The sequence below is a fragment of the Salipiger mangrovisoli genome, from assembly GCF_015223355.1.
GTDB lineage: Bacteria > Pseudomonadota > Alphaproteobacteria > Rhodobacterales > Rhodobacteraceae > Salipiger > Salipiger mangrovisoli.
Genome location: NZ_JADFFK010000002.1, coordinates 100806 through 114549, shown reverse-complemented (window position 1 = coordinate 114549; position 13744 = coordinate 100806). Strand labels below are relative to the sequence as shown.

Below are 13744 nucleotides of genomic sequence, written 5' to 3'. Positions count from 1 at the left end.
AACCGCAGAGCACGGATCCCGCGATCAATTTGATTGCCCGCTCAAGATTAACAGAAATTTAACCCCTGAGCCCTTAATCAGGCAGGACGTCCTGCAATTCGGAGGCCAAGGTTGGAGCTGACAATCGCGCTTGCCATCGGTATCGGCGCCGGAGTCGCAGCGTTCTTCGGCTCGGTCTTCACCCGAGCGCCACGCGCTGCCGACAGCCCCGAGCGGGTCCCGCCGCCGCTGCCCTTCAAGACCGCGGACACCGAAATCCTGCTGATCGGCGACAGGGTCGCCCACATGACCCAGGGCGCCCGCAGCTTGCTCGACCTGGGCGACGGCGAGCTGCCCGACTGGGCCACGCTGCGGCACCGGCTTGAACCCTTCTTCGGCCCGCTGCCCGACGCCCCGCCGCAGGAGGCCGCCAGTTTCGCCGCGCTCAACGCATCGGGCGCGCGGCTCTTCCTGCTCCCCGAAGGAACGATGTTGCGCCTGCACGTGCAGGCGGGATGCCTGACCGACGGGCAGCAGCTGCGCATGATACAGGATCAGGCCGACACCCCCCGGCTGCAACGGGCCATCGCGCTCGTGCCCTGCCCGATCTGGCAGTCCGACGAGGCCCAGCGCGTGACCTGGTACAACGCCGCCTACGAAGATGCCTGCGCGCAGGTCGGCGCCGCGCCGACCGGGCCTGCGCCCTTCGACCTTGCCCTGCCCGACGGCCTCAACACCCAAAGAGCGCGCATCGCCCTCGGCGCGCGGGGCGAGGACAGCAAATTCTGGTACGAGGTGCAGTCGCACCGCAACCGGGACGGTTGGATGCATTTCGCCACCAATATCGATGCGATCATCCGTTCCGAGGTGAACCAGCGCAACTTCCTGCAGACCCTGACCCGGATCTTCGCGCATCTGCCCATCGGTCTGGCCATCTTCGACCGCGACCGGCGGCTTGTGCTCTTCAACCCCGCACTGATCGATCTCACCGGCCTGTCGGCGGAGTTCCTCAGCAGCCGGCCCAATCTCATGAGCCTGTTCGACACGCTGCGCGAGGGGCGGATGATGCCCGAGCCGAAGAACTACCAAAGCTGGCGCGAGCATCTGTCGGGGGTCATCGCCGCCGCGTCCTCCGACCTCTATGTCGAAACCTGGGACCTGCCTTCGGGGCTGACCTACCGGATCACCGGCCGGCCCCACCCCGATTGCGGCATCGCGTTCCTGTTCGAGGACATCAGCTCCGAGATCTCGCTCACCCGGCGCTTCCGGCAGGAACTTGAACAGGCGCATTTCGTGCTCGACTGCCACGAGGAGGCGATCGCGGTCTTCTCGAACCAGGGCGGTCTCAGCTTCTGCAACGAGGCTTACACGGCGCTCTGGTCCGAAGACCCCGACAGCTGCGTCGCAGAGCTCTCGGTGACCGAGGCGACCGCCCGCTGGCAGGCCGCCTGCGCGCCCAGCCCGATCTGGGGCGACATCCGCGACTTTGCCCTGAGCCTGCGTGACCGCGCCGCCTGGGAGGCCCCCCTGCACATGCTCGACGGCCGGTCGCTGCTGTGCCGCGTCGTGCCCATGCCCGGCGGCGCAACGCTCCTGCGCTTCTCTGTCGAGCCCGAGATGGCCACCGCTTCCGGCTGACCTCCGGATGCCGCTTGCGCGTGACTGCCGGGGCGGTATCTTCGCGCCATGACGACGCGCGCCCTGTCCCTGCCCTCTCCAGACGCAACCTGCGTGCTGGCCGCCACGCTTGCCCCGCGCCTGCGTCCCGGTGACGTGCTGCTGCTGATCGGGGGCATCGGCGCGGGAAAGACCCATTTCGCCCGCTGCCTGATCCAGTCCCTGATGGACGAGCCCGAGGACGTGCCCTCGCCCACCTTCACGCTGGTGCAGGTCTACGACGTGCCCACGGGCGAGCTCTGGCACACCGACCTCTACCGCCTGTCAGACCCCGACCAGGTGGTCGAACTGGGTCTGACCGAGGCCTTCGACGAGGCGATCTGCCTGGTGGAATGGCCCGACCGGCTGGCGGACCTCACCCCCGCCGCGGCGCTGACCCTCGCCTTCGAGGTGACCGGCGACGAGACCCGGCAGGTGACGCTCGACTGGCAGGACGCGCGCTGGGACAGCCGCCTGGAGGGGCTCTCGTGAAAGACTTTCTGCTCAAAGCGGGCTGGGCCGATGCCGAGGCGCATCCGCTGGCCGGCGACGCCTCGTCGCGCCGCTACACGCGCCTGACCCGTGGCCGCGACTCGGCGATCCTGATGGACGACCCCGAGGGCGACGTGGCGCTTTTCGCCCGGCTCGCCCGGCACCTGCGGTCGATCGGCCTGAGCGCCCCGCGCGTGCTGGCCGAGGTACCGGGGAAACTGCTGCTGGAAGACCTCGGCGACGGGTTGGTGGCGCGGCTCTGCACCGATGCCGAGGCCGAAAAGCGGCTCTATCTCGTGGCAACCGACGCGCTGATCGCCCTGCACCGCTTTGACCCGCCCGAGGACCTGCCCGTCGCCGACGCCGCGCATCTGTCGCAGATCACCGGACTCGCCTTCGACGCCTACGTCCCCGGCAGCGGCGCCCCGCAGGACCCCGAGGCCCGCGCATCGGTCATCGCCGCCCTGCACGACCTGATCGCCGAGCACGCCCCCGAGACCGACGTGATGATCCTGCGCGACTACCACGCCGAGAACATCCTCTGGCTGCCCGACCGCGAGGGCGCGGGCCGGGCCGGGCTGCTCGACTTCCAGGACGCCCTCAAGGGCCCGCGCGCCTATGACCTGATCTCGCTGATCCGCGACGCGCGCCGCGATGTCTCCGCCGAGGCCGCCGAGGCCTGCATCGGTCACTATCTCGGGCAAACCGGCGCCGACGAGCCAAGCTTCCGCACCGCGCTCGCCGTGCTCGGCGTGCAGCGCAGCCTGCGCATCCTCGGCATCTTCGCCTCGCTCGCGAAGACCCGGGGCAAGCCGCAGTACATCGACCTGATCCCGCGCGTCTGGGACAACCTGCAAACCGACCTGGCGCATCCGGCCCTGGCCGGGCTCCGCGCCCTGCTGGACCCGGCATTGCCCGCGCCCACGCCCGAGACCCTCGAAAGGCTGAAATCCTGATGCCCCACGCCGTGATGCTCTTTGCCGCGGGCTTCGGCACGCGCATGGGCGCGCTGACCGCCGACCGCCCCAAGCCGCTGATCGAGGTCGCCGGAAAGCCGCTGCTGGACCACGCGCTCGAGCTGACGACCGGCCTGCCCACGCGCGTCGTGAACGCCCATTACCGCGCAGAGCAGGTCGCCGCGCATCTCGATCGCAGCGGGGTCGTGCTGTCGGTCGAGCAGCCGGAGATCCTCGACACCGGCGGCGGGCTGCGCCACGCGCTGCCGCTGCTGGGGCCGGAGCCGGTCTACACGCTGAACACCGATGCCGTCTGGGCCGGGCCGAACCCGCTGGAGCTGCTGGCCGAGGCCTGGGATCCCGCCCGCATGGACGCGCTGCTGCTCTGCGTGCCGCTGCCCCGCGCGGTGGGCCGCAAGGGCGCGGGAGACTTCACGCTGCAAGCGGACGGTCAGCTGCGCTGGACGGGCGATCACGTCTACACCGGCGCGCAGATCCTCAAGACCGAGCTGCTGGCCGAGATACCCGAGGAGGTGTTCTCGCTGCGTCTGCTCTGGCAGCGGATGGGCGACGAGGGCCGCCTGCACGGGCTCGACTACCCCGGGCACTGGGCCGATGTCGGCCATCCCGAGGGCATCGCCCTCGCCGAAGAGATGCTGGCCCGCAATGTTTGAGCCCTCCGGCACCCCCCGCGTCTACGGCCTCGCCCCCGGCGTCGATTTCCCCGCCGCGCTGGTCGCCGGTCTGCGCGCGCGCATGGCGGGCCGCCCGCCCGAGGAGATGGCGAAGGTCGAGCTGATCCTCAACACCAGCCGCATGGCGCGGCGGGTCAAGGCGATCTTCGATTCCGGCCCCGCGACGCTGCTGCCGCGCATCCGCCTGCTGACCGACATGGCCGATCCCGCCGCGCTGCGCGACCTGCCCGCGCCGGTGCCGCCGCTGCGCCGCAGGCTCGAACTCACCGGGTTGGTGTCGAAGCTGCTCGACGCCCAGCCCGACCTCGCCCCCCGCGCCGCGCTTTTCGATCTGGCCGACAGCCTCGCCACGCTGATGGACGAGATGCAGGACGAGGGCGTCTCACCCGACCAGATCGCCGCGCTCGACGTCAGCGACGAGTCGGGCCACTGGCAGCGCGCGCTCAGCTTTCTCAACATCGTGCAGCGGTTTTTCGAGCAGGGCGAGGAAGCGCCGGATCGGAACGCCTTCCAGCGCTACGCTCTCGACGAGAAGCTGAAGAGCTGGCAGGCCGCGCCGCCGACCCATCCGATCATCGTCGCCGGCTCCACCGGATCGCGCGGCGGCGCCTACAAGCTGATGTGCGCGGTCTCGCGTCTGCCGCAAGGCGCGGTGGTGCTGCCCGGCTTCGACTTCGACACGCCCGGCCCGGTCTGGGGCGGTCTGAGCGACGCGCTCTCTGCCGAGGATCACCCGCAGTTCCGCTTCGCCAAGCTGCTCTTCGACCTCGCGCTCGACCCCACGTGCGTGCCGCATTGGCACGAGCAGGCGCCGCCCAGCGCGGCGCGCAACCGGCTCGTCTCTCTCGCCCTGCGCCCGGCACCGGTCACCGATCAATGGCGGTCGGAAGGCGTGCACCTGCCCGTGCTGACCGACGCCACGGAAAAGCTGACGCTGGTCGAGGCCAACTCCAAGCGCGAAGAGGCCATGGCCATCGCCCTGCGGCTGCGGCAGGCGGCCGAGGACGGCACCACGGCGGCGCTGATCACCCCCGACCGGATGCTGACGCGGCAGGTGACGGCGGCGCTTGATCGCTGGGACATCGTGCCCGACGACAGCGCCGGCATCCCGCTGCAGCTGACCCCGCCGGGTCGCTTCCTGCGGCAGGTGGCGGCGCTGTTCCAGCGCGAGCTGACCGCCGAGAGCCTGCTGTCGCTGCTGAAGCACCCGCTCACCCACAGCGGGTCGGAGCGCAACAACCACCTGCGCGCCACCCGCGAGCTGGAACTGCATATCCGCAAGAAGAGCTGGCCCTTCCCGCAGCCCGAGCTGATCGAGGCCTGGGGCGCGGCCGCCGGTTTCCCCGACTGGGCGAACTGGGTCGCCGAGACCTTCTGTCAGCCGCCGCTCTACGGCACGCGCGCGCTCATCGACTGGCTGATGATTCACGTGGAACGGGCCGAGGCCATCGCCGCCGGTCCCGAGATGGGCGAGTCGGAGCTCTGGAAGGAAGGCGCGGGCCGCAAGGCGCGGCAGGTGGTGACCGAGCTCGAGGGCGAGGCCAGCCATGGCACCGACCTCGACGCGCGCGACTACGCCGATCTTTTCGGCGCGATCCTTGCCAAGGGCGAGGTGCGCGACCGCGACGCGCCGCATCCGCATATCCTGATCTGGGGCACGCTGGAGGCCCGCGTCATGGGCGCCGAGCTGCTGATCCTCGGCGGGCTGAACGAGGGCAGCTGGCCGGAAATTCCCGGTGCAGACCCGTGGCTGAACCGCCGGATGCGCCACAAGGCCGGCCTGCGCCTGCCCGAGCGCAACATCGGCCTCGCCGCGCATGACTTCCAGCAGGCGGTCGCCGCAGACGAGGTCTGGCTCACCCGCGCGCTCAAATCCGACGACGCCGAGACGGTGCCCGCCCGCTGGGTGAACCGCCTGATGAACCTGATGAACGGCCTGCCCGCGAAACAGGGCCCCGAGGCGCTGAAGGCCATGCAGGCGCGCGGCCGTCACTGGCTGGCGCTGGCGCGGCAGGTCGAGAGCCCGATCAAGGCACCCTCGGCCGCGCGCCCCTCGCCGGTGCCCCCCGTCGCGGCCCGGCCAAGGCAGCTCTCGGTCACCGAGATCAAGACGCTGATCCGCGACCCCTACGCCATCTACGCCAAGCGCGTGCTGCGGCTGCGCCCGCTCAACCCGCTGCAACGCGCCCCCGACGCCCTGCTGCGCGGCATCCTCATCCACCAGGTGTTCGAGGAATTCGTACGCGAAACAGTCTCTGATCCGGGGCTTCTGACAGCCGAGGCGCTGCGCGCCAAGGCCGCGACGGTGATCGGCGACCCCGAGGTCCTGCCCTTCCCGGTGACCCGCCACGTCTGGCAGTCGCGCATCGCCCGCATCGCCGAGTGGTTCACCCGCACCGAGGCCGCGCGACAGCAGATCGCCCGCCCGGCGCATTTCGAGACCAGTGGCTCCAGCGACATCCCGGCTCTCGGCTTCACCCTCAAGGGCACCGCCGACCGGATCGACATCGACGAAAAGGGCAACGCGCACCTTTACGACTACAAGACCGGCGCCGCCCCCACCGCAAAGCAGCAGAAGAACTTCGACAAGCAGCTGCTGCTCGAAGCGGCGATGGTCGAGCGCGGGGCCTTCCCGAACCTGCAGCCGCGCCATGCCGCGCGCGCCGTCTTCGTCTCTGTCTCGACCAATCCGAACGAGGTGGAGGCACCGCTCGACGAGGTGCCCCCCGCCAAGGTCTGGAGCCAGTTCGAGACCCTGATGACCCGCTGGTTCGAGCCCGATCGCGGCTATACCGCCCGCGCCGCGATGCTCAGCGAGAACGATTTTTCCGACTACGATCACCTCTCGCGCTTCGGCGAATGGGACGTGATCGACGCCGCCGAACGGGAGATGCTGGAATGAGCCGCAACGAGGCCAGCGAAAAGCAGGTCGAAGCCGCCCGCCCCGATGCCTCCACGTGGCTCGCCGCCAACGCGGGTTCGGGCAAGACCCGCGTGCTCACCGACCGCGTCGCGCGGCTGCTGCTCGACGAGGTGCTGCCCGAACACATCCTGTGCCTGACCTACACGAAGGCCGCAGCCACCGAGATGCAGAACCGCCTGTTCAAGCGGCTCGGGGACTGGGCGATGCGGGACGACGACGATCTGATCGCCGAGCTGCGCCAGCTCGGCCTTGACGGCGCACTGCCGCCCGAGCGGCTGCGGCAGGCCCGCACGCTCTTTGCCCGCGCCATCGAGACCCCCGGCGGCCTGCGCATCCAGACCATCCACTCCTTCTGCGCGAGCCTATTGCGGCGTTTTCCGCTGGAGGCCGGGGTCTCGCCGCAGTTCACCGAGATGGAGGACCGCTCCGCCGAGATGCTGCGCGCCGAGGTGCTGGAACGCATGGCAGAGGGTCGCGATGCCTGGCTTGTCGAGGCCATGGCCCCCTTCCTCGGCGAACAGCCCGAGGCGCTTCTTGCGGAGCTCTGCGGGCGCAAGGCGGCCTTCCTGCCGCCCCGCGCGCCCGAGGACATCCGTGCGCTCTACGGGTTACCCGGCGACATGGACGAGGAGGCGGTTCTGGCCGAGGTGTTCCTCGGCAGCGAGAGCGATCTCATCGCCCGGGTGATCCCGGTGCTGATGGCCGGCAAGAGCACCGACCAGGGCGCGGCGACGAAGCTCGCGCGCTTCACCGGGCCCGACATGGCCGGGATGCTGGCGCTGGAAGACGCGCTGCTCACCCAGAAGGGCACGATCAGCAGCCGCGTGCCGACCAAGGACAGCAAGCAGGCCCTCGGCCCCGACGCGCCCCGGCTCGAACAGCTGGCGCAGCGGGTCGAAAGCGCCCGCGAGGCGCGGCTCGCCGTCGAGGCGGTGAAGCGCGAGATCACCCTGCACCGCTTCGCGCAAGTCTTCCTGCCCGCCTACGAGGCCGAGAAGATGCGCCGCGGCTGGCTCGATTTCGACGATCTGGTGGTGCGCGCCCGTGACCTTCTGGCCGATGACCGGGTCGCCGACTGGGTGCTCTACCGGCTCGACGGCGGCATCGACCACATCCTCGTCGACGAGGCGCAGGACACCAGCCCGGTGCAATGGCAGGTGATCGAGCGTCTGGCGCGCGAGTTCACCTCGGGCGAGGGTGCGCGCGGCGACGTACGGCGGACGATCTTCGTCGTCGGCGACAAGAAGCAGTCGATCTACTCCTTCCAGGGCGCCGACCCGCGCGAGTTCGACCGCATGTGCGACGATTTCGCCGAACGCCTGCAGGGCACCGATGCACCGCTGTCGCGGATGATGCTCGAATACTCCTTCCGCTCCGCCGGGCCGGTGCTGAAGCTGGTGGATGCCACCTTCGAGGGGCGCGAGGAGTCGGGGTTTTCCCCGGAACAGAGACACAAGGCGTTCAAATCCGAGATGCCGGGCCGGGTCGATCTCTGGCCGCATATCGAGCCCGCCAAGGAGGAAGAGGAAGACGCCGAGTGGTACGAGCCCGTCGACCGCATCGGCGCGCAGCACCACACCGTGCGGCTGGCCAACCGCATCGCCCTCTTCATCGCCGAGACCATCGGCAAGCCGCTGCCCGTCGAGATCGGCTTTAGCGGTGAGTACAAGGCCCGCCCCGCCCATGCCGGTGACTTCCTGATCCTCGTACGGCGGCGCGGCACGCTTTTCACCGAGATCATCCGCGCCATCAAGGCGCGCGGCCTGCCCATCGCCGGGGCCGACCGGTTGAAGGTCATGTCGGAACTGGCGGTGAAGGACATCGGCGCGCTGCTGGCCTTCCTCGCCACGCCCGAGGACGACCTCTCGCTCGCCACGGCGCTGCGCTCGCCGCTCTTCGGCCTGACCGAGAAGGCGCTCTTCGATCTGGCGCATCCCCGCAAGCCCGGCAGCTACCTCTGGGTCGCCCTGCGCGAGCGGCGCGAGGAATTTCCGGCCGTGCTGCAGGTGATGGATGACCTGCTGAACCGCACCGACTTCCTGCGCCCCTACGACCTGATCGAGCGCATCCTGACCCGCCATCGCGGCCGCCAGAAGCTGCTCGGGCGGCTCGGCGAAGAGGCCGAGGACGGGATCAACGCGCTGCTGCAGCAGGCGCTGGCCTACGAGCAGAGCACCGTGCCCTCGCTCACCGGCTTTCTCGAGTGGATGCAGTCCGACGATCTGGAGATCAAGCGCGCCCCCGACAGCGCCGGGGCGCGGATCCGGGTCATGACGGTGCACGGCTCCAAGGGCCTGGAAGCGCCGATCGTGATCCTGCCCGACTGTGCCCAGCCGACCAAGACCATCCGCGAGCGCCTGCTGCCCGCCGGGGAAGGGGACACCGCGGGCATGGTCTGGCAGTCGAGCGCCGCGTCGCAGCCACAGGTGCAGTCCGACGCGCTTGAACGCGCCAAGGCCGCCGCCGAGCGCGAGCGCGACCGGCTGCTCTACGTCGCCCTGACCCGCGCCGAGAAATGGCTGGTGGTCGCCGCCGCCGGAAATCTCGGCAAGGACGGCAGTGCCTGGTTCGACCAGGTGCAGAAGGGCATGGAGCGCGCCGGGGCCGAGACGGTCGGCTATGAGTTCGGCAAATGGGGCTCGGGCGAGGGCCTGCGGCTTGGCCAGGCCGACTGGTCCCACCTGCCCTTCGAGCAGGTCGAAGCCAGCGCGCCGGTGCTGCCCGATCTTCCGCCGCATCTGCTCACCCCCGCGCCCCTCCCCGCGCCGCTGCCCGAAAGCCGGTCGCCCTCGGACCTCGGCGGCGCCAAGGCGCTCTCGGGGATCGAGGGGATGGACGAGGAAGAGGCAAAGCTGCGCGGCACGGTGCTGCACCTGCTTCTGGAACATCTCGCGCCGCTCCCGGCAGAGGAGCGCGCCGGGGCCGTTCCGCATGTGCTGACCCTGGCCGAGGATCTGCCCGAAGAGACGGAGACCCTCGTCGCCGAGGCGCTGGCGGTGCTTGCCGCCCCCGCGCTCGGCCCGGTCTTTGCCGGCGAAGCCCTCGCCGAAGTGCCGATTTCCGCCGGGATAGAGCCTCTGGGCCGCATTCATGGCGTCATCGATCGGCTGCTGGTCACCCCCGAGAAGGTCATCGCGCTCGACTTCAAGTCGAACCGCACCGTGCCGGCCTCCCCCGCGGACGTCCCCGAGGGCCTGCTGCGCCAGATGGGCGCCTATGCCGCCGCGCTGGAGCAGGTCTTCCCCGGCCGCGAGATCGAAACGGGGCTGATCTGGACCGCGACGCAGACCTTGATGGTGCTGCCACAGGATCTGGTATGTGCGGCGCTGCACAGGACTACCGCAACTTCTTGACGACTCCTCGGGGCGTGCCTACCTTCGCCCCCCGAACACCGGGTGCGCCACTGCCGTGCACCCTGCTGCCAAACCCCTGCCAAGGAGACCTCCCATGGCCACCGTCCCCGTCACCGACGCGACCTTCGACGAAGAAGTGAAGAACTCCGACATCCCCGTTGTGGTGGATTTCTGGGCCGAATGGTGCGGCCCCTGCAAGCAGATCGGCCCGGCCCTCGAAGAGCTCGCCGCCGAGTATGAAGGCAAGATCAAGATCGCCAAGGTCGACGTTGACCAGAACCCGAACACCGCCGCCATGATGGGCGTGCGCGGCATCCCCGCGCTGTTCATCTTCAAGGACGGCCAGGTGATCTCGAACCGCGCCGGTGCCGCCCCCAAGGCTTCGCTGGCCAGCTGGATCAGCGAGTCGATCTGAGCGTTCCGGCCCAAGGATTTCGCGAAATGCGCCTCCCAACCGGGGGCGCATTTTTCTTGGCGCAGGCTGCGGCCGCAACCGCGCCCGCTGCCTTTCATTGTTCCTCAAATACGCCCGCCGGAGGCCTCCACCCGCGCGACGCTCAGGCGCCGGGAAACACCCTCCCCGCCAGCGCCTGCACCCCGGCCCAGCGCCGCGCCTGTGCCGGTCCCCGATCCTCGGCCTTCGCCGGCAGCCCCCACCATTCCGCCAGCACCCGGTTGCGCAGCAGCAGCTGGACCGAGGGATCCTGTGCCCCCACCAGCGCATAGCCCTCGAAGAAGGCATCCTGCACCTCGGACGGCAGCACCTCCCCCTTGGGAATGGCCTGCTTCGGCGCGTGCAGGATGGCGTAGTCGGCAAGCAACCGGGCGATGTCATGCCCGACGGGCACCACCCGGCCTCCGGCAAAATCGAGACCCCAGCAGCCCGCCTCGCCCAGCACGAGGTTGCGCATGTGCAGATCGCCATGGGTCTGCGCGGTGCGCGTCTCGCGGCCTTCGTACCGGGCCTGATCCGCGCAGAGCACCTCGGCGCAGGCAAGGAAGCGCTCCGGCTCCGCCACAAGCCGCTTGCCGGAAGCAACCTCCGCCATCACCGAGCGCAGGAACCGCAGGGTGTGCTTCGGCTGGAACTCCCTACGATCGCCCGGAAGCGCCCTGTGGAACCCGCCGATCCAGACCCCGGCCCGCCGCAGCAGCGCCGCCTGATCGGCCAGCGGTGCGCCTTCCAGCAGCACAGAAAGCGGCCGCGCGTCGAGAAAAGCCATCACGCAGGCGCGCCGCGCCACGTCGAAGGCCAGCACCTCTGGCACGCCGCGTGCATAGACCTCCTGCACCGCCAGATGCGCCGACATGGCCGCGGCGAACTTCTCCGGCTCTTCCGGCCGCGCCTCGTGTTTCAGCACCAGCCGCCGCCCCTGCGGCCCGTCCATGCGCAGCACGACCCGCGCCACGCGCGCGTCCTCGCGCCGGGCCAGCGGCGCGGCCGTCCATGCCGCCGGATCAAGCCCCAGCCCGCGGGCAAGAACCGGCCAATGCGCCAGAGCCGCCTGTGCCAAATCCCCCGCGATCATTCCCATTTGCCCATCCCTGCGCTATCTGCCCCCACAACGGCAGCGCCTTGCGAGGGGACATCCCAGCCCCCATATGGCGCCCAGCAAGAAAGGAAAGACAATGTCCGATCAGGAATTTCCGGGCTGGCACGGCACCACGATCATCGGCGTCCGCAAGGGCGGCAAGGTGGTCGTCGCGGGTGACGGGCAGGTGAGCCTCGGCCAGACCGTCATCAAGGGCACCGCGCGCAAGGTGCGCCGGCTGGCCCCCGGCGGTCACGAGGTGGTCTGCGGCTTCGCCGGCTCCACCGCCGATGCCTTCACCCTGCTCGAGCGGCTGGAGGGCAAGCTCGAGAAATCCCCCGGCCAGCTGCAGCGCGCCTGCGTCGATCTTGCCAAGGACTGGCGCACCGACAAGTACCTGCAGAAGCTCGAGGCGATGCTGATCGTCACCGACGGCAAGGACCTCTACGTGATCACCGGCGCCGGCGACGTGCTCGAGCCCGAGCATGACATCGCCGCCATCGGCTCGGGCGGCAACTTCGCCCTCGCCGCCGCACGCGGGCTCTACGCCTACGAGGACGACGCCGAGAAGATCGCACGCCATGCCATGGCCATCGCCTCCGACATCTGCGTCTACACCAACGGCAAGCTGACCGTTGAGACCATTTCGGCCTGAAACAGAGCCTGAAAGGACGACCATGACTGACCTGACACCCCGCGAGATCGTCTCGGAACTCGACCGCTTCATCATCGGCCAGCAGGACGCCAAGCGCGCCGTGGCCGTGGCGCTGCGCAACCGCTGGCGCCGCAAGCAGCTGAGCGCCGACCTGCGCGACGAGGTCTACCCCAAGAACATCCTGATGATCGGCCCGACCGGCGTCGGCAAGACCGAGATCTCGCGCCGTCTCGCCAAGCTGGCCCGCGCGCCCTTCATCAAGGTCGAGGCCACCAAGTTCACCGAGGTCGGCTACGTCGGCCGCGACGTCGAGCAGATCATCCGCGATCTCGTCGACGCCTCGATCATCCAGACCCGCGACTGGATGCGCGAGGACGTGAAGGCCGCCGCGCACAAGAACGCCGAGGAGCGCGTCGTCTCCGCCATCGCCGGCGAGGATGCGCGCGAGGGAACCCGCGAGATGTTCCGCAAGAAGCTCAAGAGCGGCGAGCTCGACGACACGGTGATCGAGCTCGACGTGGCCGAGAGCGCCTCGCCCTTCCCGATGATGGAGATCCCCGGACAGCCCGGCCAGAACATGGGGATGATGAATCTCGGCGACATCTTCGGCAAGGCCTTCGGCGGGCGCACCACGCGCAAGAAGATGACCGTGGCGGAAAGCTACGAGGTGCTGATCGGCGAAGAGGCCGACAAACTGCTCGACGACGAGCAGGTCAAGCTCGCCGCCATCGAGGCGGTGGAGCAGAACGGCATCGTCTTCCTCGACGAGATCGACAAGGTCGCGGCGCGGCAGGAAGCCCGCGGCGGCGACGTGTCGCGTGAGGGCGTGCAGCGCGACCTGCTGCCGCTGATCGAGGGCACCACCGTCAGCACCAAGCACGGCGCGGTGAAGACCGACCACATCCTGTTCATCGCCTCGGGCGCCTTCCACATCGCCAAGCCCTCGGACCTGCTGCCCGAGCTTCAGGGCCGCCTGCCGATCCGGGTCAACCTGCGGGCGCTGACCGAAGCGGATTTCGTGCGCATCCTGACCGAGACCGACAACGCCCTCACCCGCCAGTACACGGCGCTGATGGCCACCGAGGAGGTCACCGTCAGCTTCACCGAGGAAGGCATCCACGCGCTGGCGAAGATCGCCGCCGAGGTCAACGAGAGCGTCGAGAACATCGGCGCGCGGCGGCTCTACACGGTGATGGAGCGGGTCTTCGAGGAACTGAGCTTCACCGCGCCCGACCAGCCCGGCACCTCGATCACCGTCGACGAAGCCTTCGTCGAGAAGCACCTCGGCGAGCTGACCCGCTCGACCGACCTCAGCCGCTACGTGCTCTGAAACCCCGGGTGCGGGGGCCAGCCCCCCGCACCGCGCTTTCCCGTGGGGGGCCAGCCCCCCACACCGCGCTTTCCCGTGGGGGGCCAGCCCCCCACACCCCCCGGCGTATTTTCAAAGAGAAGAATGAAGGCACGCCCGCGGCTTCTTCTCTTTCCAAATACGCCCGCCGGAGG

General features: G+C 69.5%; 10 protein-coding genes. 9 read left to right on the top strand and 1 reads right to left on the bottom strand.

Going from position 1 to position 13744, the window contains the following annotated elements:
* Positions 1 to 111: 111 nt before the first annotated feature.
* The 7 genes from IQ782_RS03965 (at position 112) to trxA (ending at position 10469) form a co-directional block, all read left to right on the top strand.
* A complete protein-coding gene (locus IQ782_RS03965) occupies positions 112 to 1617 on the top strand; it encodes a PAS-domain containing protein (RefSeq protein WP_194133323.1) in 1506 nt (501 codons plus the stop codon).
* 48 nt (positions 1618 to 1665) lie between these two features.
* Complete coding sequence (gene tsaE, locus IQ782_RS03960) at positions 1666 to 2127, top strand: tRNA (adenosine(37)-N6)-threonylcarbamoyltransferase complex ATPase subunit type 1 TsaE (protein WP_194133322.1); 462 nt, start codon at positions 1666 to 1668, stop codon at positions 2125 to 2127.
* Positions 2124 to 3083, top strand: a complete 960-nt coding sequence (locus tag IQ782_RS03955) for an aminoglycoside phosphotransferase family protein (RefSeq protein ID WP_338092544.1) — start codon at positions 2124 to 2126, stop codon at positions 3081 to 3083. Before tsaE ends, IQ782_RS03955 begins: the two co-directional genes overlap by 4 nt.
* Positions 3083 to 3757, top strand: coding sequence for a nucleotidyltransferase family protein (locus IQ782_RS03950; RefSeq protein ID WP_194133321.1), 675 nt, complete (start codon positions 3083 to 3085; stop codon positions 3755 to 3757). The genes IQ782_RS03955 and IQ782_RS03950 overlap by 1 nt, the downstream gene beginning before the upstream one ends.
* Positions 3750 to 6680 carry a double-strand break repair protein AddB gene (gene addB, locus IQ782_RS03945; protein ID WP_194133320.1) on the top strand — a complete coding sequence of 977 codons (2931 nt, stop codon included), beginning with the start codon at positions 3750 to 3752 and terminating at the stop codon, positions 6678 to 6680. The genes IQ782_RS03950 and addB overlap by 8 nt, the downstream gene beginning before the upstream one ends.
* Positions 6677 to 10054, top strand: a complete 3378-nt coding sequence (gene addA, locus IQ782_RS03940) for a double-strand break repair helicase AddA (protein ID WP_194133319.1) — start codon at positions 6677 to 6679, stop codon at positions 10052 to 10054. The genes addB and addA overlap by 4 nt, the downstream gene beginning before the upstream one ends.
* A 94-nt stretch (positions 10055 to 10148) precedes the next feature.
* Positions 10149 to 10469, top strand: a complete 321-nt coding sequence (gene trxA, locus IQ782_RS03935) for a thioredoxin (RefSeq protein ID WP_194133318.1) — start codon at positions 10149 to 10151, stop codon at positions 10467 to 10469.
* 142 nt (positions 10470 to 10611) lie between these two features.
* Here the strand turns inward: trxA and IQ782_RS03930 are convergent, their stop codons facing one another.
* Positions 10612 to 11589 (bottom strand): phosphotransferase, encoded by a 978-nt coding sequence (locus tag IQ782_RS03930; protein WP_194133317.1) that lies wholly within the window; start codon positions 11587 to 11589, stop codon positions 10612 to 10614.
* Positions 11590 to 11683: 94 nt separating this feature from the next.
* Between IQ782_RS03930 and hslV the strand changes: the two genes are divergently transcribed.
* Both hslV and hslU read left to right on the top strand, forming a co-directional pair.
* Positions 11684 to 12241: an ATP-dependent protease subunit HslV gene (hslV, locus tag IQ782_RS03925; RefSeq protein WP_194133316.1), complete on the top strand. Its 558-nt coding sequence runs from the start codon at positions 11684 to 11686 to the stop codon at positions 12239 to 12241.
* A gap of 22 nt (positions 12242 to 12263) precedes the next feature.
* Positions 12264 to 13571 carry an ATP-dependent protease ATPase subunit HslU gene (gene hslU / locus IQ782_RS03920; protein WP_194133315.1) on the top strand — a complete coding sequence of 436 codons (1308 nt, stop codon included), beginning with the start codon at positions 12264 to 12266 and terminating at the stop codon, positions 13569 to 13571.
* The last annotated feature ends 173 nt before the right edge of the window (positions 13572 to 13744 follow it).

Bases quoted from the DNA above. Each gene is read 5' to 3' on its own strand.
- addA (WP_194133319.1), top strand. From the start codon at position 6,677: ATGAGCCGCAACGAGGCCAGCGAAAAGCAGGTCGAAGCCGCCCGCCCC.
- tsaE (WP_194133322.1), top strand. From the start codon at position 1,666: ATGACGACGCGCGCCCTGTCCCTGCCCTCTCCAGACGCAACCTGCGTG.
- IQ782_RS03950 (WP_194133321.1), top strand. From the start codon at position 3,083: ATGCCCCACGCCGTGATGCTCTTTGCCGCGGGCTTCGGCACGCGCATG.
- IQ782_RS03930 (WP_194133317.1), bottom strand. From the start codon at position 11,589: ATGGGAATGATCGCGGGGGATTTGGCACAGGCGGCTCTGGCGCATTGG.
- addB (WP_194133320.1), top strand. From the start codon at position 3,750: ATGTTTGAGCCCTCCGGCACCCCCCGCGTCTACGGCCTCGCCCCCGGC.
- hslV (WP_194133316.1), top strand. From the start codon at position 11,684: ATGTCCGATCAGGAATTTCCGGGCTGGCACGGCACCACGATCATCGGC.
- trxA (WP_194133318.1), top strand. From the start codon at position 10,149: ATGGCCACCGTCCCCGTCACCGACGCGACCTTCGACGAAGAAGTGAAG.
- hslU (WP_194133315.1), top strand. From the start codon at position 12,264: ATGACTGACCTGACACCCCGCGAGATCGTCTCGGAACTCGACCGCTTC.